The sequence below is a fragment of the Paenibacillus barengoltzii NBRC 101215 genome (genome assembly GCF_004000745.1).
Taxonomy (GTDB): Bacteria; Bacillota; Bacilli; order Paenibacillales; family Paenibacillaceae; genus Fontibacillus; species Fontibacillus barengoltzii.
Map to the genome: position 1 here is coordinate 1 of NZ_BILV01000056.1, position 26,846 is coordinate 26,846.

Here is a 26,846-nt window from a genome sequence, read left to right on the forward strand (position 1 = left end):
CTAGGGGCATAGTTTAAAGGTAGAACAAAGGTCTCCAAAACCTTTGGTGTGGGTTCAATTCCTGCTGCCCCTGCCACTTTTTCTCTCTTGATAAACTTTATATTATGGCGGTCGTGGCGAAGGGGTTAACGCACCGGATTGTGGCTCCGGCATTCGTGGGTTCAAGTCCCATCGATCGCCCCATTTCTTTCTCAATCAAATATAGTGGGGATTAGCCAAGCGGTAAGGCAACGGACTTTGACTCCGTCATGCATAGGTTCGAATCCTATATCCCCAGTTTAAGCGGACGTGGCTCAGCGGTAGAGCATCGCCTTGCCAAGGCGAGGGTCGCGGGTTCGATTCCCGTCGTCCGCTCCATTCTATATTATGGCGCCATAGCCAAGTGGTAAGGCACAGCTCTGCAAAAGCTTTATCCCCAGTTCGAATCTGGGTGGCGCCTCCATTGATAATTCGCGGGAGTGGCGGAATCGGCAGACGCACAGGACTTAAAATCCTGCGGTAGGTGACTACCGTACCAGTTCAAGTCTGGTCTTCCGCACTTTTAATTCATTTTATATGTGCCGGTGTGGCGGAATTGGCAGACGCGCGCGACTCAAAATCGTGAGGGAAACCGTGGGGGTTCGAGTCCCTTCACCGGCATTACAATTAACAGAACAGTTCATTAGATCCAAGATCTAGTGAACTGTTTTTATTTTGCACTTGTAATCCTCTTCCTTGACAGCCTAGAGGCAGAATCAACAAATTTGGAGCTAACGGTGGTTCAACCTTAGTTTTGAAAAAAAGCCCATCCCACGTCTCTTGTTCAGACATTGTGTGATGGGCTGATTCATTACCTTAAGGAACAAGTTAGTTTGAAGCACTCCGATACTTGTTTAAGAACTCCTGCACTTTCGCTGGATCCGCGACCAACTCGTTGCCGGTCTTCACCAGCGGGCTAACCGTAGAGGTCGCTTTGATCTTATTGCCATTGTAGAAGGCTAGAATTTCATCCTGGTTGATGGAATAAAGCACGGCCTTACGCAGATCTTCGCTTTCGGCAACAGGACGTCCTTTGGTATTAAAGAGCAGGTAAGTCACACCGTTACTTTCGATAGTTTGCAGCTGCAGTTTACTGTCGCCTTTAACAATGTCATACTTCGTTTCCGGTACGCCGTAATACAGATGGATTTCGCTGTTGCGCAGTGCGGACAGGGCGCTGTCGGCATCGGCGATAAAGCGAACTTTTACCGTAGAGATTTTAGGCTCATATTCGCTGCCTTTCCGATATCCCGGATTTTTATAGAAGGTGGCCTCGTAGTCGTTCTTGGATGATAAAATGTACGGTCCGCTGGCATACAAAGTGTTGTTGTATTGAGGGCCTTCCGTCACAGTGTTCTGATCCCCGTATGGAACGTCCTTGTTCACGTCGAAGGTAGCTACGTCATACGTATTGATGCTCTCGACTTGTTTCTTGGACACGATCCCTGCCGACTGGTGACCCAAGTAGTTCAGAACTTGCGGGAATGGCTCTGTGGTGGTCAGTTTGACGACCTGGTATTTTCCAGCTTTATTGTCAGCTTGGTTCTTATCAGCAACGAGCTCTTTGATTTTCGTTTCCAATCCAGCCTCGAGCGCTTCTCTGACACTTCCGCCGCCGCCGGCTTGTTGGATCTTATCTAGGGAAGACAAGTCCGTGACGATCTCTACGTTCTTGATATGTTCATGTAAGCTGTAAGTGCGATGATCGGGTACCGAATTTTTGTCTTTTGCTCGCAGCAAGGAGAAGACGACGTCGTCAGCGCCTACACGCTCGCCTGTGTCGACGGCCTTTTTGTCTTCGATCTTCGCAAAATTAATGTCATCCCGAAGCAGGAAATAGTATTCCGAGTTCCCTTCGGCGATGGTGTGGTTATGGGACAGGGAACCTTCGGAAGTGATTTGATCATCGTCGGTTAAATTGATCAGGCGAACGTACATATTGGTGTTCAGTTGGTTAATGGAACCATCGTTGCCTTTGATGGGATCCAGGGATGTTAACACGGAAGCCGCTTGCGTAAGCAGCAGCGGTTCTTTATCGCGTTTGGATGTATCGTTGAAGTCGATGCTCTCCCAGGCCAGGGCACGGGATTTAGACAATCTAACGCTAGCTGGATTCAGAATGTTTTTGTTAATGGCTTGGCTCTTCAAAGAAATGTAAAGTGGTGCGATATAGGCTTTGTCAAAGACCAGCCGTTGTTCAAATTGCTTATAAGTCTCTTTGTATTGCTCCGGTGTCTCGGTTGCAGCTTTGTCGATCAATTGATCAATTTCCGGATCGGCTAAGATGCTGTAATCACCGCCGGTCTTGAACAGCGATCTCACGGCGTAATCAGGGTTGCCAGTTACAGTCGTCCAGCTGGACAAAGCGATGTCAAAGTTGCCGGCATCTTGTTGGGCTTTAAAGCTGCCGTAATCCGGTTGAAGGTTCAGTTTCACGTTAAAGCCGTTTTTGGTCAACTGGTCCCGGATGATGTTAACATCCGATTCGCTGGAGCTGGAAGCAAGGAGCTCGATCTCTACTGGAGTTTGATCTACCGCGTTTTCTGCCTCCGCTTTTGGGGTACTTTGGTTGCCGGCTACATCCGATTTGGTCTTCACAGAGCATCCGCTGGCTACCAAAATCAAAGCGATCAGCAAGATAAGTAATGGTTTTCTCTTCATTCTATAATTCCTCCCTCAATCAAGTAAAAAATAATATGTTCATTCATTTTCCGCGGACGAAAAACGAAAGGATAACCACACCAAAAAAGTGTAAATGACGTTAGCCAAGTTTAGGATCTAACGCATCCCTGAGCCCGTCGCCCAAGAAGTTAAAGGACAAGACCAGCGCAATGATGGCAAGCCCAGGATAAACGGCTAAGTAGGAATGGGATTCGAGATACGTGCTTCCCAGCTTCAGAATATTACCCCATTCCGGTATATGCGGCTCCACGCCAAGCCCAAGAAAGCTGAGACTGCTGGTCGAGATGACGGCGGTGCCAATCGTTAAGGTTGACTTGACAATCATCGGTGCCAGCGCTCCCGGAACGATATGTTTGAAAATGATCGCGGCGTTGGAAGTTCCCAATGCCCGGGCGGCTTCCACAAACTCAAAAGTGGATACGAGCAGCACGTTAGCCCGCATCGTTCTCGCATAGGTTGGAATCGCACCGACACTCAGCGCTAAAATAAGGTTCACCGTATTAGCACCAAAGGCCGCGATGATTGCAATCGCCAGCAAAATCCCTGGGATGGCGTAAAGAATGTCTAATAACCGCATGATGATATTGTCGGTATGCCGTCCGTAGTATCCGGATATCGCCCCCAGCGCACCGCCGACTATGAATGGCAGAACGGTCGAAAGGAAGCCAACAACTAATGATATCCGAGCGCCAAACACGATTCGTGAAAACAGACATCGGCCGAAATTATCCGTACCAAGCGGATAGGCCAAACTTGGGCGTTGCAGGATGGCACTGTAGTTGTTTTCGGTTGCCATCGCATAGTCAAACGTAAAAAAGCTGCATACCGAAAGCGAAAATAAAAAGATGATGAAGAACAGTCCAAGCATGGATGGTGTGCTTCGGGTTAGCTTGCTCCAAACTTCCTCCCACTTGTAGGTCCCTGGATTCCCATGATTCCGTAGTTTGATCAGCAGATTCACCCCAAGCAGTAAAGCAAATAGATTGCCTGTCACAGAGGCTAAAATCAAGAAGACCGCGATCCAGACTAATCCAGGAGCTGCGCTACGGTCATCGGTATACCGGGCTACGAGCACAAGCGCAATCAAGTGAAACAACGCGATGAGCATTAGCACGATCATTGATGGAAGGAAAGTGTCTGAAACATAGGGTTTGAACAAGTTCAGGGCGGACAGCGCAATCACAAACACATCTGTGAACAGGGTGTACACTGCGAGCTTCACTTCGGTGTTAAATTTTCGGGTTGAGGAAAAAAGGGCTTTGGCCATATCTCATTTGCACCTGCTTCAGTATTGTTTCATTTTCGTCCGAATTCGCGGATCGAAGAAAGCGTACAGAACGTCAACAATTACATTGATGATCGAGATCGTTATCGCGGTATAGACCACGCCGCCCATGATACTGGGGATATCCGGTACAAACTGCTTATCTACGATGTAACTGCCGATGCCGCTGATATTAAACACCTTCTCCGTCACGGCCGAACCGCCTAACATTCCGCCAAATTGCAAGCCGATTACGGTTACGATCGGAATGAGGGCATTACGCACTGCATGTTTGAGCAACACCTGCCGCTTGTTTAATCCCTTCGCTCTGGCGGTAAGGATGTAGTCCTCGCCAATGACTTCCAGTGTAGAGGACCTCGTCATCCTGGCGATCGCCGCTGTGAGTCCGGTACCCAAGACAAGGGTGGGCATGATGATCGACAACGCGTTTTGCGGATTGAAGGTCGCCGGCAACCAGTGGAGCTTGATCGAGAAATTCAAAATGAAGATCAGCCCCTGCCAAAAGCTCGGAATCGATAAACCAATTAGCGCGATGAACATCAATGTATAGTCCCACAGTGAATTGCGTTTGACGGCGGACAGGATCCCCGCAGGAATGGCGATCAGAATGGCCAGCGACAACGAGATTGTAGTTAACGTCAGTGTAATCGGAAATTTACGGGCAATCGTCTCCGTCACCTGTTCATTGCCGGCGAACGATTTGCCAAGGTCAAAGGTCGCGATCCCTTTGATCGTGTTCCATAATTGCACGAGGTAGGATTGGTCGAGTCCATAGATTTTGTTGAACTGTGCAATCTGCTCTTCCGTTGCCGTCTCTCCAAGAATATTGGCGGCAGGATTCATCGGCGACAAATAAAGGATCGTGAAGACCACGATGGATACGCCCACAATAACGAACAGGGCCATGACACATCGCTCAAATATGTATTTCAGATAAGGACTGCTATAGAAAAACATCAACAAATACATCAGGATGCCGGGAATAAACGAAAGGGCAAGAAACCAGGAGCGTTCGGCCAAGTCCTGAAACGTCCCAACGAAATCGGTTCGTACCAGCTGCAGTTGGATTCTTTTTTGCTCTGCGGCATCATGAACGGCTTCCTGAAATTTACCCTCTGCTTCTTTCACTGCGAGCAGCTCTGTTTTTTTCGGTGATACGGCTGCCCCGAAGAAACGCTGCTTCTGACGCAGTTGCTCCAGAATTTCCGCTTTCAGCTCATCCTTGTACCCGGAAGCAAGCAGTTCCTTTCTCGTATCCGCTAGCAGCAGCCGGTAAGCATCATTACGCTTCCGGAGCCAGTACACGAAGAAGACGAAGAGATTTACCGGAGCTCCTAAGAGAAGCAAGAAATATTTATAGGAGGAATCTAACATCATTTTGGCATAAATGGACCCGACTCTCCGATTGAAACGGGGCTTTGCATTCACTGGTTCAGCATTAGCGGCTCTCGCCGCGGGTGCGGCTTCCATGGATGATCCACCTTTCTTATTCACAAATTGCATTATTCCGATCGTTATAGTATATATTATTTTAGGAGTTATTTGATGTCAACGGTAGATTTCACAGAGATGGACGGGAGGAAGTTGTAAAGATGGAGACGATACTGCGGGTAGGCAATTTATCCGTATCCTTTCGGACACGGGACCAGGAAGTTGAAGCTGTTAAGGGGGTTAGTTTCGAGGTTAGAAAAGGGGAGACGCTTGGCATCGTCGGCGAATCCGGCAGCGGGAAGAGCGTAACAGCCCGCGCAATCATGCGTCTGTTGCCTACTCCACCTGCGGATATTAAAGAGGGCGAAATCTTTTTTCTAGGGAATAAGATAGCAAATTATTCGGAGAAAGAGATGGAGAGCATCCGCGGCCGGGATATCGGGATGATCTTCCAGGATCCAATGACTTCACTGAACCCCACGATGAAGATCGGGGAACAAATTGCCGAAGGGCTGATCAAACATCAGAAGCTGTCCAAGAAAGAGGCTAAATTTCAAGCGCTTGAAATGTTGAAGTTGGTTGGAATTCGAAACAGCGAGCTGCGGTATAACCAATATCCCCATGAGTTCTCCGGAGGGATGCGCCAGCGCGTGATGATCGCTATTGCCTTGGCTTGTCGGCCTGCTTTACTCATTGCCGATGAACCTACGACAGCACTCGATGTCACCATTCAAGCGCAAATTCTTAGCTTGATGAAACAAATGCAGGAGCGTTTTGGCACCTCCATCATTCTGATCACCCATGACTTAGGAGTGGTTGCCGGGATGTGTGATCGGGTTGTGGTGATGAAGGAAGGCGCCATTGTGGAGAGCGGGACAACGGAAGAGATCTTTGCGAATCCGCAGCATCCATATACCCTCAAGTTGCTAAACGCCTTACCGCGTTTGGATGAACCCAAAAGGGCAAAACCCGCATCATTAATTCTGAACAACTCGAATTTAGAGCGTCCGCTGATCGAAGTGAAGTCTTTGAAACAGTATTTTGATTTGGGGAAGGGAAATATTTTGAAAGCTGTCAACGATATCAGCTTTCACATTCGCGAAGGGGAGACCCTGGGGTTAGTAGGAGAATCGGGAAGCGGGAAATCCACAACCGGCCGCGCCATCCTGCGCCTTCATCAACCAACGGGAGGGGACGTCCTTTATCAAGGGATTGCGGTTAATCGATTATCTGCACAAGAAATGAAAACGATGCGCCGGTACATGCAAATGATCTTTCAAGATCCTTATGCCTCTCTGAATCCACGCCTTCGAGTCGCAGATATTATCGGGGAAGCCCTGGATGTGCACCGTTTGGTCAGCAGCGGGACGGAAAGGAAGAAGCGGATCGAAGAGTTGCTCGATATGGTGGGGCTAGAACCGGCTTTCGCGGAACGATATCCTCATGAGTTCTCCGGAGGTCAGCGTCAACGAATCGGCATTGCCCGGGCGCTTGCGGTGGACCCGAAGTTTATTGTATGTGATGAGCCGCTTTCTGCTTTAGATGTATCGATTCAGGCCCAGGTGGTTCAATTGCTAGAAGAGCTTCAGCAGCGATTAGGACTGACTTATTTGTTTATTGCGCATGATCTATCGATGGTAAAGCATATTAGCGATCGTGTTGCCGTCATGTACATGGGGAAAATCGTTGAGCTTGCCGAAAGCGAAGAACTGTACGCCAATCCGCAGCATGAGTACACCAAATCGCTGCTCGCTGCGGTTCCGGTTCCAGATCCGAAGGTTGAGTCGCAGAAGAGGCGGACTATCGTGGAAGAATCCACGGAAGTGGACAAGTATGATCTGGAGAACTCCCAACTGGTCGAAGTGTCCAAGGGGCACTGGGTGGCTTTGCCAACGGAAGGCAAGAAGGTTGCGATTTAATAATTTGGAGAAAATCAAAAGGTCTGCATATCAGCTGACATCAGCTGGCTATGCAGACCTTTTTGAGGTTTAAAAATTATTGTACCGCAGCTGGCTCTTCGTCCATTTCCAGCGAATGCGGCTTCACGGACAACCCGTTAGACTGACGAATGAGGGTGAAGTAATGATCGCCTCGTACCACTTCAAATTCCGGTCCGAGGGCTTCCGTCATGGCGACCACATCCGAAGGCGTCAGGCTCCAAGCCAGCAACCCCAGCGATACGAACAGCGGGGACTTACCGTCCCAATTCGCTTTCGCTTGTTCCAGGACGCGCAGGCCGTCTTGGACGGTACTGATGCCTTGAATCGTGGATACCGGCAGAGAACCGTTAACGATTTCCACGCCGTGGCGATCCTCCCAACTCAGGAACAAGCCAGGGGCTTTGTAGTAGCGCTCATAGGCGTTCGCATAAGAGGAACCCAGTGGCACGTTATTGCTGTCAATCCGGTTCAAGACATAGGTGAGAGTCATGCCGGATTTCTGTAAGTATTTATAGGACTTCTTCAAGAATTCAGCAAACGTCGCTTCCGGCCAAGCCTCCGGATAGAAGTATCCGGCACCGGACGGTCCGGCAATGATCAGATCGTTATCGGTGGCCGACTGGCGATAATAGTTCAGCATTGCTGGAGCGGCATCGTACAGCAGCGGGCTGGACGTCCAGTTGATTGGCACCTGACCGCGGGCCGGATCATCCCACAGAATCCGCATCCGGTGCTGGTTATATTGGAAGTTGTCGCCCTCGCTGAAGGTGTACGTGACATAGATTTTATTTTCTAATGGCGGAGCAGCAGGGGCTTTGGTTTTAACCTGCTTCGCTTGGGTGCCGGAGAAAACGGTCAAGTTGCTGAACCAATCGGCAGCCAAGACGTAAACACCATGGTTCGAGGTCACTTCGACAGAGCTGAACTCACCTGCAACGTCGTTGCTGAACCATCCGAGATAAGGGGTTCCGGGCTCGACGTCCGATAAGATTTTCTCAAACAGTTCTCTTTGCTCCGGATCATTAACTTCCAACCAGAACACCATCGCTTTGTTCGCGACGGCATAATCCCGCAGGTAACCGTAAGGCTCCTTCTGTTCGGAGGAGAGCGGTTGAACGTTGCCGGCAGAGACCTTGAACTGGTTCCACATAACCACAGAGGCTGTCAGCTCTTGCGTACCTGCAGGAGGAACGAAGCGATAGACGAAATAGCGCCCGTTGTCGGCAAACCGGTGCCCGCCGTCACCCGCAGAAATTTGCGAATCCTGCCGATCGTATAAAAATTCTTCTTCTTCCGGTGTACCCGGAATGAACTGAGCGATCGTTTGACCATCGGCCTTGATCACGACTTCATGTACGGCGGAGCCCCAGCCGTCTTGGATAAACGCATCATCAAACCGCAAATAGACGGCATCTCCCCCTAGAAACGACGTCAAATCTAGCTCGTAGGTGCCTTTGTTGCTGGCATCACGAATCTGCCGGGTCTCTTCGGCGATCACCTCAAACGATTCGGGGAGTCCCGGAGGGATTTTGATGGAGACGCTGGGACTAAGCCCGATCAGCATACGATGCGTCGTTTCTTTCCACAGATGTTCATATTGCCATGTATAAGCATCCATCCGATCCTCGAACCGGCCGCGCAAATCCTCAAGCACCTTCAAGCGATAAGGAGCAGCTTGGAGTTGCGGAGCGAGGTCCGGACTGACGACCATCCCGTTTTTAAGCCCGGCTAAGGTGGTCGCGACATTAATCGAATCGGGAACCTCCGGATCGTAGATGATGATACCTTTCACTTCATTTTTGTACTTCTTCACAAGATCCCAAGCTTCATTATGCAGTTGATAAGGAACCTTGAGATCATTAAGCCAAGTCAGCTTGCCTTCTTCTTCATTCTCCAGCAAATAAATGCGCGGCTCCGAACGGTTGACCACACCTTGCAGCGTAGCCAGCATGATGCGAATGTCGCCCGGCGCTTTGGCGACGTCGGCCACATCCAGCCGTTTCACTTTTCCGAAGCTTGGAAGCGCTTGCGATTTAGGCCAGCTGATCGTATTCTTTGACGCCGTTTCCACTGAGGATGTTGCCGATGCAGAGGTGGTACCTGAGGATAAGGACATGGTGCAGAATAAAATGAGACAAGTCATCGTTATTTTGCGAAGCAAATGCGTTCACCTCGTATCTGCATATTAGGGCTATCGCTCATCGACAGGCTCTCTGAAACGCTGGATTCACAAATTCCCTCCTTTTTATGAAATGTGTAAAGAAAACGATAGCACCTGTATAATATGTTTAATATATCCAATAGTGAATGTCAAGGGAGCGAATGACTTGAAATGGATTGACGAAATGCTATAAATGATATAATGTGAATATATGGAGAGAAATAAGATAGGAGAAGCCTTATGCAAAACGAACGTAAACCGTTGTATATGCAGATTCAACAGCACTTCAAAGAAATGATCCTGCAGGGGAAGCTGCGGGAGAACGATAAGATCCCATCAGAAAAAGAGTTAATGGAACAGTTCGACGTCAGCCGAATAACGGTAGCCAATGCCTTGATGCAGCTGGCGAAGGACGGGTGGATCTACCGGATCCCTGGACGTGGAAGCTTCGTCAGCGAGGGGATTGGCGAGCTATTGCAACGCCATCAAGGCTCTCTGGCAGAGGGGGGCGGATTATGGCCTGTGCTGGACGGAAATTCGGGGGCACAAGTCCACCCCGGAGCGTTAAACGGAGGGGGAACGGATCCTTCGCTGGGAGCGATTGAAGCAGCATCCCATATTCCGGGGCGCACCACGATCGGGCTCATTATGCCAATGATGGTAGACTATTTTGCCATCCGCCTGCTTCAAGGAATTACGAACATTCTTGAAGACAGTCCATACAGCCTGCAAATCGTCTTGACGTACAATTCCATTGAAAGAGAGAAGGAAGCGATCAACGATCTGATTCGCAAAGGAGCCGCTGGTCTGATTATTTTCCCAAGTGATGCGGAAACGTACAACGAGGAAATTTTAGCCCTGAAGATGCGGGGTTACCCGTTTGTGCTGCTCGATCGGTATTTGCCGGGAGTGGCGACGAACTTGTCGCGCAGCGACGGATTAATCGGCGGACAGCTTGCTGTTGATTATCTGTGGGGTCTGGGGCATCGCGATATCGCCATCTGCTCCGATTCCCCGTTGCCCACCATTACGGTAGAGGAACGGATTAACGGATATATGGAGGCGCTCAAACAGAAGGGCGCGATGATTAATCCGGCACTGATCCTCACGGATTTCAATGTGGATTACAGCGAGATTGACAAGAAGCACCCTTTGTACCGGTTTATCAAAAACCAGATCGCTACCGCTTATATCACACTGAACGGACGGCTTGGCCTGCACATCTATTCAATTTGTAAAGAACTAGGGCTTCGGGTACCGGAGGACATCTCGATCTTGACGTTTGACGATCCTTCGCCGGGGCTGCATGAATGGGGATTCTTCTCGCATATTTCGCAATCGGAAATTGAGATGGGAGAAGCCGCAGCTCGGATATTGCGGGACATTCTCGAGAAGCCTGAGCAGAAAGATGCGGGGTACACGAAAGTGATCCTCGAGCCAAAATTAATTGAAAGTCAATCTACGGGCCCACTTGCGAAACGAGTAAAGTAAATAGATTGACAGGGCACCTGCTTGCCCTTGCAAGCTAGGTGTCTTTTTTATAGCAAATTAGCATTAAATGATATATCTAATACTTGACATAAATGATATAGTGAAATATATTTAATATTGCAAATAGATAATACAACTTAGAACAAAAAAGCTTTAACAGTGCACTTCACAGTAAGGAGGGTTGCTTGGACGATGGAAACCGCGGGATTACAGAAGCGAAAGGCAATGCAGCGCAGGTTAGGGAAGCGTAAAGATGCTTTGATCGCCGCCGTTATCCTCGTGCCGATGTTTTTGGCATGGTTGGTGGTTTCGGGTTTCCCCACTTTGTTCGGGTTCGTGCTAGGGTTCTTCGAATGGGTGGGATTGGCAGATACACCTAATTTCATCTGGTTTGATAACTTCGTTAGCTTCTTTAACAACCCGGTATACACGGATGCATTGTGGAGGTCGATCTGGCTGGGTGGACTGGTCACGGTCATTACGCTGGGAGCAGGCTTTTTTGCTGCGCTGCTGATGAACCTGCCGCTGTTCGGCAAAGGATTTTATCGTTCCATTTGGTACATCCCCGCCATCACGGCAACGGTAGCGACCACGCAAGTATTCAACATTTTTCTCGATTCAAACAATGGGGTCATCAACAACCTGCTGAAAGCGATGGGGAAGGAACCTATCGTATGGCAGTACTCTGTCGGATGGGGCATCTTCTGGATTGTGGTCTATTCGGTCTGGAAAGGGGTTGGCGGTGCCGCTTTAATCTGGTTGGCCGGTCTGCAATCCGTAGATTTGTCCTTGTACGAGGCGGCGGAAATGGATGGTGCAGGACGGTGGCATAAGCTGCGGTATGTTACGTTGCCAGGGTTAAAACCTATCGCGACGTATATCGTGATTACGAACTTGATCGCAGCGATCCAGATTTACGAGCAGGTCTTATTCATTACGAACGGCGGGCCTTACGGGCAAACCGAAGTGCTGGTGTTCCGGATCTACCGGGACGGCTTCTGGGACTTTAATTTGGGGATGGCTGGCGCCTCCTCGCTCATCATGGCCATGATCGTGATCGTCGTGACGGTGCTGTATTACAACTGGTCAACGAAATCCGATCGTCGGACAACCATTCCGATCAAGCCCGTCAAATCTGCGAAAAAGGAGGCGCTCCCGCATGCCCAGTCCTTTGAACGCTAAAGTTAGCAAACAGTTTAAGCCCGTTCATTTACTGGGACATCTTATCCTGCTTGGCGTTGGGCTCATTTTGCTTTACCCGTTGATCTTCATGGTGCTTGCTGGTTTTTTCAACAAGACGGAATTCTCCTCAACGGTGTTAGGCATCTTCCCCATTCCGAAAGCGCCCACGCTGGAGAACTTCAAGGCGCTGATCGTCGGGTCCACGGATGCCGCCGTAGCCACTTATATGAAGAACTCGCTGATTCGTACCGCTTACAACACGTTTTGGGCGATTTTGACTTCATTTTTGGCGGGATACGTGTTCGCACGGTTGCGGTTTAAAGGACGGGATACGATCTTCTTGATCATGCTTGCTACGCAGATGATTCCCGGGACGCTCGCGATCATTCCGACTTACCTTGAATTTGCCCGCTTCCCGTTTGCCGGGGGAAACGATATCTTTACCGGCGGGACTGGGATTCTGAACTCCTGGTGGGTTTACTTGATCGGCGGACCTAGCATCAACATTATGGGGACGTTTCTGGTGAAGCAGTCGCTGGAAAAAGTACCGCTGGAAATCGACGAAGCTGCAATTGTGGATGGGGCCGGGACGTTACGACTGATCTTCCAGATCCTCTTCCCGCTGCAGTTGCCGATTATGGCGTTTATCGCGATTACGACAGCGCTTGGAACGTGGAACGATTTTATTACCCCGTTCTTCTATACAACAGACGACAGTTTGCAAACGCTTCCTGCGGCGATCACGCGGATTTCCTCCGTTGGGGCAAGCCCTGGCGCCGTCATCAACTATCCGATGATTATTACCCTGAGCCTTGGCATTACGATTCCAGCGCTACTGATCTTTGCCTTCTTCCAGAAGTATATTGTGCAGGGCTTGGCAAACACAGGGATCAAAGGTTAGGAAGGCCGGGAACTCATTTTTTTATGTCGAAGTTGCACTACCGGTCCGTTATGGATCGAATCGATGAAAACAGTTCAACACCCGTATTGAAAACTTGACTTAATGGACACTCACGCTGAATAAAATGACTTTTGGAGGGGTTCAAGCATGTTGTTGAAAAAGTTCCACGTCATGTTTCTATCGCTGTTACTCATCACCTTACTAGCGGCTTGCGGATCTGGAGGGGGTAACACTGGAGGTAACCAGGCTGCGAACGACCCAGGGACTAATGGAGCATCAGGGAATCAAGGTTCGTCCTCTTCTGAAGGCGCTACCATTACCGTATTAAATGAAGGAGCCGTAGCGGTTGGCGTCGGGGTGCTGAGCGAACTGCTGGAGAAACACAAAGAAAGACAAATCGCTGACGAGACGCTGAATCCCCGGATTACAGCAGAGGATTTCAACTATACGCCGGGTCAACCGCTGAAGAAAGCAGGCGTCTTCCCGTACTATTATCAATCGATCATCAATGAGAAAATGCAAAGCAAGAACATTACGGTGAAAACCGAGGACTGGGGCTGGGGGGAGCCGCTGATCCAGAAGCAAACGGCGGGATTCCTGGCGAAGAACATGCCTGATATCATCGTTGGGGAAACGCAAATGCCTGGGTTTGCCCAACAGGGATTGCTTGAACCGTTCCCAGATGACATGGCTCAAGAAATTCGTGAAAAAGTAGCACCGGCTGCCTGGAAGCCGATGGAGTATGACGGCAAGATTTACGGTTTTGCTTCGCAACCTGGCGTAAGCAGCTTGTTCTGGAACAAGAAGCTGGTGCAGGAAGCAGGTCTGGACCCGGACAAAGCGCCGGAAACGTGGGATGAGCTGCTGGCGAACGTGAAGAAGGTCACAGAAGCAGGAAAAGGCAAGTTCTACGGCGGCGGGGTCTATGCTGGACCGAATGCCGGGGGGTATTTGCGGTATGGGACTTTGCTTGTCATCAATGGCGGAGGATTTGCGGATGATCAAGGTCAACCTGTCTTTAACTCCGATGCTAACGTAGAAACGGTACAGTTCTTAAAAGAGCTGAACGCCAACCATCCAGCTGGATTGATGGTCAACACCAATGAGGGAACGTATTTCGATGCGTTTAAGAAAGGACAGATCGCTTACCTGATCGACGGTCCGTGGCGTGCGATCGAGAGCGCGCAAATCGGTATCGAGTACGGCATGTCGCAAATCCCGCTGTCCCCGGACGGCAAAGCCGGCAATATCACCATCGGCGCTGCGTTCCATGCCGTACCGAAGGATGCCAAAAACAAGGAAGCTGCATTTGAGTATATTCGCGCAATGTACAGCGAAGAGATTCAACAGCTGATCGCCGATACGGGTGTCCGGTCTCCAGTGTTGAAATCGGTGGCTGAAACCGATGCATATAAAGAGGCGCATCCGGAAATGTACCAGCACTATCTGGCGATGGCCGGCAATGTGCAAGGGTTGCCAACGTTTGCGAATGCAGACTCCAAGGTATGGCAAATCTTTGGTGAATCGGTGACGAAAGCGTTAATGACCAAGGAGGATATTCAGTCGATTCTGGATGATGCACAGAAGAAAGCGGAGGCCTATACCAAAAAGTAAATTTAAATTGAAAGAGTGATGCAGCATGCCGTATGAAACGAACCACATTATGATCCAAAAGGCAAAGCAAAGGCTTGCCAAACTACAGGAATTCATTTACCGCCCGATTGCCGGGTTGGAGGTTGAAGCTTGGGTGACGAAAGAGCCGGTCCCTTACGCCGAGCGAATGAGCGGCCGGCACATACGGCTTCATCCCGGTGATAAATGGGGAGAGCTGTGGGATTGCGCCTGGTTCCATTTTCAAGGAACCGTACCGGAAACGGCCGCTGGCCAAAAAGTCGTTCTGTTGATCGATATTAATGGAGAATTATGTCTCGTAGATGAAGCGGGAACCCCGCGGCAAGGCTTAACGAACGTTAGCTCCGAATTCGACTACAGCCTAGGTCGGCCGGGTAAGCGGGTGGTGGACGTGAGTACCGCCGCCCGAGGCGGGGAAACGATCAATCTGTGGGGAGACGGCGGCTGCAATGACCTATTTGGACATTATCGCAGCGGAACGCTGAAGGAAGCGGATATCGCCATTTGCCATGAGGAAGCTCGGCAATTGGCTTACGATCTGGAAGTGCTCATCGAGCTGGTTGAGCAGCTGCCGGATTCCAGCGCCAGAAAAGCTCAGGTGCTGCAATCTGTCTATGAAGCAGCTCTTCAGCTGTCGGAGATCAATGATGAAACGGTACGCTTGGCGAAAGCGCATGTGGCCCGCGAACTGGCGAAGAAAGGCGGGGATCCTGTCCTGACGATCAGCGCTATTGGCCACGCGCATATCGATCTGGCCTGGCTGTGGCCGATTCGCGAGACGATTCGCAAGGGAGCCCGTACTTTTGCTACGGCGCTGCGGAACATGGAGAAGTATCCGAGTTACGTGTTTGGCGCAAGCCAGCCGCAGCTGTACCAGTGGATGAAGGAGTACTATCCGCAGCTGTACGCCGAAGTGAAGGAGCGGATCCGCGAAGGACGCTGGGAAGCGCAAGGCGCGATGTGGGTTGAACCGGACACGAACATCTCCGGTGGCGAAGCGCTAGTGCGGCAAATCCTGTATGGCAAGAGGTTCTTCCGGGAGGAGTTCGGCAAGGATATGAAGGTGTTGTGGTTGCCTGACGTGTTTGGATATACGGGCAGTCTGCCGCAGCTGCTGAAGAAGTCTGGTGTCGATTACATGATGACGCAGAAGCTCTCCTGGAGCACCTATAATACGCATCCGCACCACAGCTTCATGTGGGAAGGCATCGACGGGACGAAGGTGCTGACGCACCTGCCGCCGGAGGATACCTATAACAGCCCGGCGGCTCCGCGGTCGCTGACCAAGATCGAACGGGACTATCTCGATCGGAACGTCTCGGAGCATGCGCTGATGCTGTTTGGAATCGGCGACGGCGGCGGCGGACCAGGGGAAGAGCACCTGGAGCGGCTTGAGCGAGAGGTGAACCTGCTGGGACTTCCACCGGTCGTTCAGGAGCCGGCGATCGACTTCTTCAAGCGATTGGAACAAGAGGCTTCGCGATTCCAAACGTACCGCGGCGAATTGTATTTGGAGAAGCACCAAGGGACGTTAACGACGCAAGCGCGCAACAAGTGGTATAACCGCAAGCTGGAAAAGGCGCTGCGTGAGCTTGAATTCGCGGCTTCGCTGCAGATTGCTCTAGGCGCAAGCCCGGCAGAGTACCCGGCGGCCCAGCTCGAGAAGATCTGGAAGGAAGTGCTCTTATATCAATTCCATGATATTTTGCCAGGATCCTCGATCACCCGGGTGTACGACGAGTCGTTAGAGCGCTACGCCAAGCTGCTGGAGGAAGTCCAAGCGATGATTACGGAAGCTTATGGACGAATCGCTGGCTTGTCCGGGGCTGCTGCCGGTGAACTTGTGCTGTTCAACTCCTTGCCTTGGGACCGTCAGGAATGGGTAGAGCTTGGCGGAAGCTGGAAGTACGTGCAGGTACCGGCGATGAGCTGGCGCAAGCTCACGGAGGCTGCAGTAGAACCAGCGGCTTCGGAACATGCATTCATTGCCGAGGACTTCCGGCTGGAGAATGAACGGCTTGCGGTTCGGTTTGCCGAGAACGGCAGCATCGTGTCGCTGTACGATAAAGCCGCCGGGCGGGAAGCGATTCAGCCGGGCGCTGAGGCTAACGTATTTACGGTTTACCATGATGACGGTGATGCCTGGGACTTCCCGCGCGACTATCGCGATACGATTGCCGGAACGATGACGCTGGAAAGCCGGCGCGCTTACGTCTCGGGGCCGCAGGCGGTGGTCGAGCAAGTTTACCGTTTCGGGGAATCAACGTTAAAGCAAACGATCCGCTTGCTGCAAGGCGATGATGTACTGCGCTTCGAAACGGAAGCCGATTGGCGGGAAACCGGTAAAATGCTCCGGGTTGCTTTCCCGGTGGCAGTTGTCAGCGATCAGGTAAATTGCGAAATTCAGTTTGGAGTGTTAAAACGGGCAACAACGCGCAATAATGCGATCGAATTTGCCCGCGATGAAATTTGCGCTCACCATTACCTCGATCTGTCGCAGCCGGATTACGGCGTAGCGTTGCTTAACGACTGCAAATACGGGCACAGTGCAGAAGGCAACGTGCTGGATTTGAACTTGCTGCGCAGCCCGGGATATCCAGATCCGCAGGCCGATCGGGCGAAACATCGCTTCACTTATGCGCTGTATCCGCATGCGGGTGACTTTATCCAAGCCGGCGTATACCGCAAAGGTTATGAGCTGAACGTTCCGATTGCATCCGCTGCGGCCATCCCGGTGCCGCCTCAAGGCGGCGGGACGCCTCGCAGCAGTTCCTTGCACGGGAAGCCCTTCCTCACGATTGATCATCCTAACGTGATGATTGAAGCGGTGAAGAAGGCCGAGGACAGCGATCATCTGATCGTTCGTCTGTACGAAACGGCAGGAGCTGGAGCGGACGGTGAGCTAAGCTTTGGACCGGCTTGCCGGACCATTGAAGAAGTGAATCTGCTGGAGGAGCCGATGGGGCTGCTGGCCGAAAATACGGATCGGATTCGCTTGCAGTTTACGCCGTTTGAGATCAAATCGATTCGCATTCAGTTAGCTTAATGACGGATCGAGTGCAGCAGAGGTTTTAAGATAGCTGTAAATGAGGTTGGCTGTGAACGAACTCTAAGTTACAAAGGGAGGGCTTAGGAGTGACGGGAAGAGCAAGGGCGGAAGAACGGACCGGATTTCAGGAAAGCGGTGCTTATCATGCGGCCTACGATATGCAGACGGATTTTGTGATGGTGTATGGCATTGGGGAAACGATGCCCCAGCGCATTCGCGAATGGGCGGAGCGGGGCTACCATGTGCATCTCATGACCGGAGTGTCCTGGGGCGGTTACCAGGACTATCTGAACGGCCAAGTTGACGGGCGCTCCCATTGGGACGAAGCCCAAAAGTATCAAGATGGCGAGACGATCATCCATGGAACCTCGGTAGATATTCCTTATATGGTACCAACCATCAGTTATGCAAATTTTCTTATCGAGCGAATTCGTCCGGCGGTGGATGCCGGGGTGGAGGCCATTCACCTGGAGGAACCGGAATTCTGGGTGGAGGGCGGATACTCGGAGGCGTTCAAACGCGAATGGCGCAATTACTATAACGAGCCTTGGCAACCGCCCCACACTTCGGAGGACGCGCAATACCGAGCGTCCAAGCTGAAGGCTTATCTGTACACGCGTTGTTTGGACCGCATCTGTTCGGCGTTGAAGGAATATTCGCTGGTCCGGTATAATCGACCGCTGCGTTTTTTTGTACCCACTCACAGCCTGATTAACTATACCCAATGGCGGATCGTCAGTCCGGAATCCCGGCTGCTCGATTTGCCGGCGATTGACGGTTATATCGCCCAAATCTGGACGGGGACGTCGCGCACAGCGAACGTATACGAAGGGAAACGGGCGGAGCGGACATTCGAGACGGCGTTCCTGGAATATGGTATCATGCAGGAACTGGTGCGCGGGACGCACCGCCGCATGTGGTTCCTGCACGATCCGATCGAGGACGATCCGACACGGACGTGGATCGATTACCGCGAGAACTACACGAAGACGTTGATCGCTTCGCTGTTGCACCCGGCGGTTTCCCGCTATGAGGTCGCCCCTTGGCCCCGCCGGATTTTTAAGGGGCAATATCCTTCCGCTGATGGCAACGGCAAAGAGGGAATTCCGACCGATTACGCGACAGTGCTGCTGAACGTGATGCATACGCTTGGCAATATGGATCAGGAAGAGGTCCAGGTGCACGGCAATACCGCTGTCACCGGCGTGCTCCTCGCCGATTCAGCCATGTTCCAGCGGAAACGGATTGGGACGCGAACGTCCGGCTTTATGCAGAAATACGACGGGACGAACGAGGTGGAGCTGAGCGATGAATCGGCGGTGGAACTGCTGAATTTCTCGCCTTTCTACGGGCTGACGCTTCCGCTCGTTAAGCATGGACTGCCGGTACGGCCAGTGCAGCTGGATAACGTTCGGCGGTTCCCGGGATATTTGGATGACTACCGCGTTTTGGTCCTAAGCTATGAGTTTATGAAGCCGGAGTACCCGGATTTGCATAACGCTTTGGCACAATGGGTGCGGGAAGGCGGAGCGCTGATATATGTTGGCGATGACAGCGATCCGTATCATCAGGTCCGGGAATGGTGGAACCAGGGGCGGCGGCGCTACGATTCACCCCGGGCCCATCTGTTCGAATGCCTCGGCTTGCCAAGCGCGACGGGAGCAGCGGCAGAAGGCGTCACCCGAGTTGGCGCCGGCCTGGTCAGTTATTTGCCGCTGCGACCAAACAAAATCGCGGAAAGTGCGGAGGCGGCGGAACGGTATCGCACCGCCGTACGGGAAGCGATGGAGCTGCTCGGCCGCGGAGAAGCATCTGCGGCGTCAGGCGCGTCAGGGGATTCATCTGCAGCGCAGACAGGGGCGGGAGGTTCCGCAGAAGGAAAGCCGGCTCCAACGTCAGCGGACGCGCTCCGTTGGGAACCAGTCAACTATTTTCATCTCCGCCGCGGTCCGTATGTGATCGCTTCCGTCATGACCGAGTCAGTCAGCGATGCGCCGCTGGAGCTCGAAGGACTTTTCGTTGACTTGCTTGATCCCGGTTTGCCGGTCAAAGAGCAAGTTGCGGTGCAACCCGGACACCAGGCCTTACTTTATGATTTAGCCTACCCCGGGCCGGACAGCCACAGCCTCGACTCTGAACCTGGCTTTAGAGTGATTGCCGCCTCCTCCCGGATTGAGGATTATCGCGAGGAGGAGAATGCCATTACGTTTACGGCTAAGGGGCCTCGTCCGCTGCAAGCCGTGGCGCGGATTCGCTGTGATGCGAAACCAACGGCGGTGACGGCAGAAGTGTTGGGACTGCAGCAGGAAGACGGCTCGGCTTCGGCGTCAAACGTCACTCTGCCGTTCGAATGGGACGCGAAGTCACACACGCTGCTGCTTCATTACGAGCACGGAGATGGAGGAACCCGCATCACCGTGACAAAATAGGAAACGAAATGGAACAGATAAAAACGATTGGACAAATCGCATGATCCAGATAGGAGGCAGATTTCGAATGAGTACAAAATTGCGTCCACCGGCAGTACCTTTGGTTACTATTGATCCCTTTTTCAGCGTCTGGTCGATGGCGGATTCATTAACCGACGATTTCACCCGCCATTGGACCGGGCGTCGGCAAGCGTTCACCGGCTTGGCTTATATCGACGGCGTAGCCTGGCGGTTTGCCGGACGCGTTGAATCTAACCCGGAACGGTATTATACAGAGCCGGAGGCGATGAACCAAACTGGACTTGAAGTCACACCGCTCTCCACCCGCTATCAGTTCGAGGCCGGAGGCGTTGGGCTGGACGTGACTTTTACGAGTCCGCTGCTGCCGGACGATCTGGAGCTGCTGTCGCGGCCGGCTTCCTATGTCGCGTTCCGCGTGCATTCCCTTGACGGAAAGCCCCACCAAGTGCGGGTCTATGTCGACGTAACCGGGGAATGGTGCGTTAATGAAACCGATCAGGCGATCACTTGGCAACAAGACGTGCAGGGAGACCTCACCGTGCTGCAGGTTCGTCATGTTGAGCAGAACCCGCTTCATCGCTCGGGTGATGACCAGCGCATCGATTGGGGCACCTTCATGCTGGCCGTCAAGCAGGCATCGGATGTCGAAACCTATCTGGATCGGGCACAGATTCGCAAGCAATTCGTTCGCGAAGGTGAGGTTCGTCTTCAGGAAGGCGCGGCTCCGCTATCCCAACCACAGCCCGTTCGCGAGGCTGAGCTTGTGATGGCTTCGGTATGGAATGCCGGTGAAGTCAGCGGAACGGATGAGAAGACGCATCTCCTCGTTCTTGCTTATGATGACGTGTATGCGATTGAGTATTTTGGTCAGCCTTTGGAGGCGTATTGGAGAAAAGACGGAAAAACCTTCCCGACTTTGCTCCACGAAGCGTTCCGGGATTATTCGGATGTTCTTGCCCGCTGCGATTCTTTTGATGCCAAGCTTCGCGAGGACGCAATCCGTGCCGGCGGGGAGAAATATGCCGATGTCCTGTCCTTATCCTACCGACAGGCGATTGCAGCACACAAACTGGTTCTGGATCCTGACGGACAGGTGCTGTTCATGTCGAAGGAATGCTTCAGTAACGGCTGTATAGCGACGGTGGACGTGAGCTATCCTTCGATTCCGCTGTTCTTGCTGTACCAGCCTGAGCTGGTTCGCGGTATGATGCGCCCAATCTTCAAATACGCTGCCAGCGACGCCTGGACATTTGAATTTGCCCCGCATGACGTAGGTCAATATCCGCTGGCTAACGGTCAGGTATACGGCGAGAATAAGCTCGAAGGGCAAATGCCGGTGGAAGAGTGCGGCAATATGTTGGTCATGGCGGCCGCAGTTACGCTGGCTGACGGGAATACGAGCTTCGTCGAGGAACATCGAGAGTTGCTCGCCCAATGGGCCAACTATCTGTTGAAGCATGGGCTGGACCCGGAACATCAATTATGTACCGACGATTTCGCCGGACATTTAGCGCGCAATGCGAACCTGTCGGCGAAAGCCGTGATGGGCGTTGCCAGCTATGGGCTGTTATGCGAACTGCTGGGCGATCAGGAACAAGCGGAGCGTTACCGCAAAGCCTCTGCCGAAATGGCGCGCCAGTGGGAAGTGCTCGCCGCCGATCCGAGCGATGAGAACCATACACTGCTCGCCTTTGGTCAGCCGGGGACCTGGAGTCTAAAATATAACCTCGTCTGGGACGGCATCTTCGGAACTGGCTTGTTCAATCAGGAAATCATCCGCCGTGAAGTGGCATGGTATCAGAAGAAACAGGAACGGTATGGCACACCGCTGGATAATCGAGCAGCCTATACGAAGGCCGATTGGCTCGTCTGGGCCGGGACGCTCGCGGAAACGCGCGAAGACTTCCAGCGGATCGTTGAGCCGCTCTGGGTATTCCTGAACGAGACGCCGGACCGCGTACCGTTCACGGATTGGTACGACACGAAGACGGCGCGGCAGATTGGCTTCCAACATCGGACGGTAGTTGGCGGCTTGTTCATCAAGCTGCTGAAGGATCGCGGATGGGATCGTGCGTAAAATCTGAATTGATCCGTAGTTTCATATACACTCCGCAGAAATCGCCGCATTTGGCGATTTCTGTTCGTTTTTTCATATCAATTGAATTATGATATTCTGAAAGAGTACTTATCCGAAAGGAGTGTTCAGCTTGGGTCATATCATTCCAGAAATTACGCTAAATGACGGTTTGAAACTGCCGGTAGTCGGGCTCGGAACCTACACGCTCCGCGGCAGCGAAGGCGTGCAGTCGATTGTACATGCGATCCACTCCGGTTATCGTTTGCTAGATTCCGCGTATAACTACGAGAACGAGGGAACGGTAGGTGAGGCGGTAAGGCGTTCTGCCGTGCCGAGGGAAGAGCTGATCATCACCTCCAAACTGCCCGGGCGTTACCACACCTACGATAAAGCGGTCAAAGCGATTCAGGAATCGCTGTACCGGGCACAGCTCGACTACTACGATCTGTATCTGATTCATTGGCCTAATCCGAAGCAAGGGCATTATGTGGAAGCGTGGCAAGCTCTCATCGACGCCCAAAAATGGGGACTGATCCGTTCTATCGGTGTCAGCAATTTCTTGCCGGACCATCTGGACCGCCTCATCGAGCAAACGGGCGTGACGCCAAGCGTTAACCAAATTGAGCTGCATCCGTTCTATAATCAGGCCGAGCAGCGCAAATATCATGCAGAGCATGGAATCGTCACGGAATCCTGGAGCCCGTTGGCCCATGGCAATGAGGTGCTGCAGCACGAGACGCTCCAGCAAATCGCGAAGCGGCACGGCAAGTCGGTGTCTCAAATTATTTTGCGTTGGCATCACCAGCTGGGCGCTGTATCCATCCCGAAATCGGCCTCTGCGGCTCGGCAAATCGAGAACCTCTCGATCTTCGACTTTGCGCTAGACGAGGAAGAAATGAAGCAGATCAACGGCTTGTCCCGTCCAGACGGGCGGATTCGAAACCAGGATCCTGCCGTTTACGAAGAATTTTAAATTGGGCCCACGATAGAAAATAAAGAGCCGCAGGATTTACTCCTGCGGCTCATTACGTTTATTTCCTTGGAAGAAACGTAATTTCACTCTCGCGGTCACATTGATGAACGATGGAAATCAAGCGGGACCGCTCCAGCCGATGGCAGTGGATTTCCAAAATGCCCATCCCTTCCTCGTCCCCAGTTACTTCGGGATCCAGCCGATAAACAGCCGAACGGTTCAGGTATCGCAACAGTTCCCTCTGGATCGCAGCACAATGGCGACTTTTAATTCGTACCGTTTGGGTGAAAATCCCGCCTTGGACCAGAAGCTTGACGGCTTCAAAGGCGGACAGGTAGGCGATCACCGAATAGAGGGCCTGGAGAAAGCCGAAATGAAAGCCCGCACCAATCAGGATTAGGCAGTTCAGCATCAGCAAAATCCGCTCAGGGGACAATCTGCCATATTGAAGTTGGTTCACGGCTTTCTCCGCAATATCCAATGCCCCTCCAAAACGCAGGGCTAAACCCAGCCCAATTCCCAAGGATAATCCCCCGATCAACGCCGCCAGGAGCGGCTCGTCGATCAGGGAAGGATAAGGATGGAGCACAAGCGTCCCCAATGAAAATACCAATACGCCAAGCACTGTGAAGATCCCGTAGGACCAGTGGATATTTTTCCGATAAAGAAAGAGCAAGGGCAGATTCAGCAAGAACAAGAACAATCCAAGCCGCATCTCCGTCTTTAACGCCAACAATGCGGATAATCCGGTCATTCCTCCAACGACAATGCTATGGGGCATCAGGAACAGCTCTAAGCCGACCGATGCAAGCAATGCGCCGGCGATGACGCCGGCAGCATGGCCAAACGTCGGAATTAGTGTCTTGAAGCCGCCGCGGGTCTTCCGGGAGGAATGAATTCTTAACTGGTGTTTCAAACCGACCCCTCCTTACTGGATAAACCCATCATCAAGGGCAGGCGGTTCTTATACCAAGCAACGGATAGATCGCGGACAGTAGACCATTTCCTCGCCGCGATCCGGGTGAAGGACAAACCGCCTTCAGCATGAGATGATCCAATGAATTATTTTCCGCTCAATAGGATCTGTCTGATTTGTTGTTGATGGAGCCGTTCGCCAAGCACGACCACCGTTGCCTCGGAGGTCAGCATCAGATCAGGTCCGGGATTGATGTGTTTCTTGTGGTTCTTCTCGATTACGGCGATGATCGTCGCTCCAGAACGCTGACGAATTTTCAACTCGCCGATGGTTTTGCCAATCGCTTTATAGTTCGAATCTAATTTATACCACTCAATGATCAGATCGCCTAAAGCCACTTCAATGTTCTCCATTGCTGTTGGCTTATATGTCGCACCGCTAATAATGGCAGAGATATATCTCGCCTCATCGTCATCCAAAGTGACCATGGAAACGCTGTTGTCTGGATCATCTTCATCGAAATGAGATAATTCGCGCCGTCCATCATTATGAATAACGATCGAGAGTTTGTCGCCGCTGCGGGCCTGGACCACGAATTGTTTACCGATTCCGGGCAGATCTGTTTCTTTGAGATTCATTTGAGTCAAGCCTCCAGTTTTTAAAGTCATTTTTCCATTTTGGGTAATACCAAATAAGCCTCATGCGATTTCGTTTGAAAAAACGTGAAAGTCCTGCAGGAGACTGGATCAAAAAAACGATACAACTTCGGTTAAGCCACGAACATGCTCGTAAATTTGATGGGCATAAGCAGACGCCGCTTTAACAGCAGGCAGAATAACGGTCGGAAACACGCCCATGGCGCCAGCAGCATAAAGCTGATCAAGGCCGGGACGGTATCCAGTTGATGCGGGGTTCTGTCGATAAACAGCTTGCCGTAAGACGGTGTACTATTGAGGCGAAGTGATACCTTGTGCTGCACATGGCCATAATCGGTCTCTAGCGTCTCTTCCCCGCGGGACTCTGCATGAACGGGGGATGAAATAAAGGAAGGGAGGGACAAAGCCAGGACCAACGTCAATACCACCACAGCTAACCAACGAAGCCTTAGTTGTTGCGTTGTCATGCGTCATCCCTCCCCTCGACATCTATTTACTTACTATTAAGGATAGCATATCGACGTCATTCTTTCCAAAGAAAGAGTGGACTTGGATGGACCTCTATTAGATTAGGAAATACCGAATCAGAATATACGCGCTTGCGAAGATGATCGACAGAATCATCAGCAGGAAGCCATATTTCATGTAGCGGACAAATGTAATTGGCTCCCCTTCCTTGGCAGACATGCCTGCAGCAATCAAATTGGCGCTGGCCCCGATCAGGGTTCCGTTGCCGCCAAGACATGCACCCAGGGCCAGACTCCACCACAGCGGCTGCAAGTTGCTGATTCCCATCGCGCCCATGTCCTGAATCATTGGAATCATCGTAGCGACGAACGGAATATTATCCAGGAAGGAAGAGGCGATCGCGCTTAGCCAGAGAATCAACATGGAAGTTGTGAGCGGGTCTCCTCCGGTTAAGTCGATGGACCATTCCGCTAACCGCTTGATCGTACCGGTGTCAATCAAACCGCCGACCAGGACGAACAATCCAATAAAGAAGAAGATGGTTGGCCATTCGACGGAACGGAACGCTCTCTCCATCACGTGCTCGCCTGTGAGCAGCAACAACAGGAAGGCTCCAGCGAGCGCCACGGTCGCCGATTCCAGATGGAATGTCTGGTGCAGGAAGAAGCCAAGCAGCGTCAAGCCCAAAATGATTAGACATTTAATCAGCAGCTTCTTATCCGTAATCAAGCCGTCCAAGCTGATGTTCATGATGTTCTTCTGATTCTCCGGCGTGGACTGGATTTGCTTCCGGAAGATCAGCACAAGAAGCGGCAGGGTAACAGCCAGGACCACGACCACGAGGGGCGCCAAGTGCTGCAGGAAAGCGATGAAGGTCAATTCCTTGACGGCGCTGCCGATCATAATATTAGGCGGATCCCCGATTAATGTGGCCGTTCCTCCGATATTTGAGGCTATGACCATCGAGAAGATGAAAGGAAATGCCTTGACCTTCAACTGCCGGGTAATGCTAAAGGCAACCGGTACCATCAGAATAATTGTGGTTACATTGTCCAAAAATGCGGAAGCAACCGCTGTAATTAACGCCAGGAGCCATAGGATGGTCACGGGTTTCCCTTTGGCGATCCGAGCCGTCCAAATCCCGATATATTTGAATAACCCTGTTTCTGCCGTGGTGTTCACGATGATCATCATACCGATCAAGAGACCTAGCGTATTAAAATCGATGTGATGAATCGCAGACTCCTGATCCACGATGCCGAGGATGATCATCAGAACGGCACCGACCATTGCCAGCAGCGTCCGATGGATTTTCTCCGAAATGATGAGTGCATAAGTTAGTAGAAAAATGACGATGGCCCAAATTGCTTGTTGCTCCATATGAACTCTCCTCTCCATGATGCGTAACCTGAGGTAACTTTAGCTTGCCATGCTGGGGCTGAATTATGCCATTCCCGGTCAAAAAAAGGCAAAAAGAGCCCGCAAAATGGCAGGCTCCTCCGATAACTCTCATTTTCTATTGTTTAGTCATGCT

Annotated in this window: 16 protein-coding genes, 7 tRNA genes and 1 pseudogene; 16 read left to right on the forward strand and 8 right to left on the reverse strand. The window is 51.7% G+C overall.

The features are described 5' to 3' along the window. Positions 1-2 precede the first annotated feature (2 nt). From PBA01S_RS15630 to PBA01S_RS15660, 7 genes are all read left to right on the forward strand, one after another. Positions 3-76, forward strand: a tRNA-Trp gene (locus PBA01S_RS15630). Positions 77-107: 31 nt separating this feature from the next. After that, positions 108-183, forward strand: a tRNA-His gene (locus PBA01S_RS15635). A gap of 22 nt (positions 184-205) precedes the next feature. Next, a tRNA-Gln gene (locus tag PBA01S_RS15640) sits at positions 206-277 on the forward strand. Positions 278-282: 5 nt separating this feature from the next. After that, positions 283-357, forward strand: a tRNA-Gly gene (locus tag PBA01S_RS15645). A gap of 11 nt (positions 358-368) precedes the next feature. Continuing rightward, a tRNA-Cys gene (locus PBA01S_RS15650) sits at positions 369-442 on the forward strand. Positions 443-452: 10 nt separating this feature from the next. Beyond that, a tRNA-Leu gene (locus PBA01S_RS15655) sits at positions 453-538 on the forward strand. Between the two features lie 21 nt (positions 539-559). Then, positions 560-639 (forward strand) — tRNA-Leu (locus PBA01S_RS15660). A 207-nt stretch (positions 640-846) separates the two neighbouring features. Here the strand turns inward: PBA01S_RS15660 and PBA01S_RS15665 are convergent. From PBA01S_RS15665 to PBA01S_RS15675, 3 genes are all read right to left on the reverse strand, one after another. Continuing rightward, the gene (locus PBA01S_RS15665; RefSeq protein ID WP_085170642.1) at positions 847-2,679 is read right to left on the reverse strand and encodes an ABC transporter substrate-binding protein; all 1,833 of its coding nucleotides are present in this window, start codon (positions 2,677-2,679) and stop codon (positions 847-849) included. A 100-nt stretch (positions 2,680-2,779) separates the two neighbouring features. Continuing rightward, complete coding sequence (locus tag PBA01S_RS15670; RefSeq protein WP_127576307.1) at positions 2,780-3,967, reverse strand: ABC transporter permease; 1,188 nt, start codon at positions 3,965-3,967, stop codon at positions 2,780-2,782. Positions 3,968-3,985: 18 nt separating this feature from the next. Then, on the reverse strand, positions 3,986-5,455 hold the full coding sequence (locus tag PBA01S_RS15675) for an ABC transporter permease (RefSeq protein ID WP_127576308.1): 1,470 nt from the start codon (positions 5,453-5,455) through the stop codon (positions 3,986-3,988). A 119-nt stretch (positions 5,456-5,574) separates the two neighbouring features. Between PBA01S_RS15675 and PBA01S_RS23245 the strand changes: the two are divergent. Beyond that, positions 5,575-7,335, forward strand: a pseudogene (locus PBA01S_RS23245) (ABC transporter ATP-binding protein); the annotation flags it as partial. 76 nt (positions 7,336-7,411) lie between these two features. On the opposite strand, the gene PBA01S_RS15685 reads toward PBA01S_RS23245, so the two are convergent. Next, positions 7,412-9,427 (reverse strand): GxGYxYP domain-containing protein, encoded by a 2,016-nt coding sequence (locus PBA01S_RS15685; protein WP_255315373.1) that lies wholly within the window; start codon positions 9,425-9,427, stop codon positions 7,412-7,414. 330 nt (positions 9,428-9,757) lie between these two features. Between PBA01S_RS15685 and PBA01S_RS15690 the strand changes: the two genes are divergently transcribed. The 8 genes from PBA01S_RS15690 (at position 9,758) to PBA01S_RS15725 (ending at position 23,272) form a co-directional block, all read left to right on the forward strand. After that, a complete protein-coding gene (locus tag PBA01S_RS15690) occupies positions 9,758-11,008 on the forward strand; it encodes a GntR family transcriptional regulator (RefSeq protein WP_009224692.1) in 1,251 nt (416 codons plus the stop codon). Between the two features lie 192 nt (positions 11,009-11,200). Next, positions 11,201-12,190 (forward strand): carbohydrate ABC transporter permease, encoded by a 990-nt coding sequence (locus tag PBA01S_RS15695; RefSeq protein WP_009224693.1) that lies wholly within the window; start codon positions 11,201-11,203, stop codon positions 12,188-12,190. Further along, a complete protein-coding gene (locus tag PBA01S_RS15700) occupies positions 12,168-13,091 on the forward strand; it encodes a carbohydrate ABC transporter permease (RefSeq protein ID WP_009224694.1) in 924 nt (307 codons plus the stop codon). Before PBA01S_RS15695 ends, PBA01S_RS15700 begins: the two co-directional genes overlap by 23 nt. A gap of 147 nt (positions 13,092-13,238) precedes the next feature. Then, positions 13,239-14,705 carry an extracellular solute-binding protein gene (locus tag PBA01S_RS15705; protein WP_028538819.1) on the forward strand — a complete coding sequence of 489 codons (1,467 nt, stop codon included), beginning with the start codon at positions 13,239-13,241 and terminating at the stop codon, positions 14,703-14,705. 25 nt (positions 14,706-14,730) lie between these two features. After that, the gene (locus PBA01S_RS15710; RefSeq protein WP_127576310.1) at positions 14,731-17,769 is read left to right on the forward strand and encodes an alpha-mannosidase; all 3,039 of its coding nucleotides are present in this window, start codon (positions 14,731-14,733) and stop codon (positions 17,767-17,769) included. A gap of 89 nt (positions 17,770-17,858) precedes the next feature. Continuing rightward, complete coding sequence (locus PBA01S_RS15715) at positions 17,859-20,201, forward strand: hypothetical protein (protein ID WP_127576311.1); 2,343 nt, start codon at positions 17,859-17,861, stop codon at positions 20,199-20,201. Between the two features lie 67 nt (positions 20,202-20,268). After that, the gene (locus PBA01S_RS15720) at positions 20,269-22,299 is read left to right on the forward strand and encodes a glutaminase family protein (RefSeq protein ID WP_028538816.1); all 2,031 of its coding nucleotides are present in this window, start codon (positions 20,269-20,271) and stop codon (positions 22,297-22,299) included. A 130-nt stretch (positions 22,300-22,429) separates the two neighbouring features. Continuing rightward, positions 22,430-23,272 (forward strand): aldo/keto reductase, encoded by an 843-nt coding sequence (locus tag PBA01S_RS15725; protein ID WP_028538815.1) that lies wholly within the window; start codon positions 22,430-22,432, stop codon positions 23,270-23,272. A gap of 58 nt (positions 23,273-23,330) precedes the next feature. Here PBA01S_RS15725 and PBA01S_RS15730 read toward each other — a convergent pair whose 3' ends face one another. The 4 genes from PBA01S_RS15730 to PBA01S_RS15745 all read right to left on the reverse strand — a co-directional run bounded on the left by PBA01S_RS15730 (position 23,331) and on the right by PBA01S_RS15745 (position 26,692). Further along, positions 23,331-24,188, reverse strand: coding sequence for a YitT family protein (locus PBA01S_RS15730; protein ID WP_051416912.1), 858 nt, complete (start codon positions 24,186-24,188; stop codon positions 23,331-23,333). 146 nt (positions 24,189-24,334) lie between these two features. Continuing rightward, on the reverse strand, positions 24,335-24,826 hold the full coding sequence (locus tag PBA01S_RS15735; RefSeq protein WP_009224701.1) for a cation:proton antiporter regulatory subunit: 492 nt from the start codon (positions 24,824-24,826) through the stop codon (positions 24,335-24,337). Positions 24,827-24,957: 131 nt separating this feature from the next. Further along, positions 24,958-25,311 carry a hypothetical protein gene (locus PBA01S_RS15740; protein WP_028538814.1) on the reverse strand — a complete coding sequence of 118 codons (354 nt, stop codon included), beginning with the start codon at positions 25,309-25,311 and terminating at the stop codon, positions 24,958-24,960. A 97-nt stretch (positions 25,312-25,408) separates the two neighbouring features. Then, positions 25,409-26,692, reverse strand: coding sequence for an ArsB/NhaD family transporter (locus PBA01S_RS15745; RefSeq protein ID WP_028538813.1), 1,284 nt, complete (start codon positions 26,690-26,692; stop codon positions 25,409-25,411). Between the last annotated feature and the right edge of the window lie 154 nt (positions 26,693-26,846).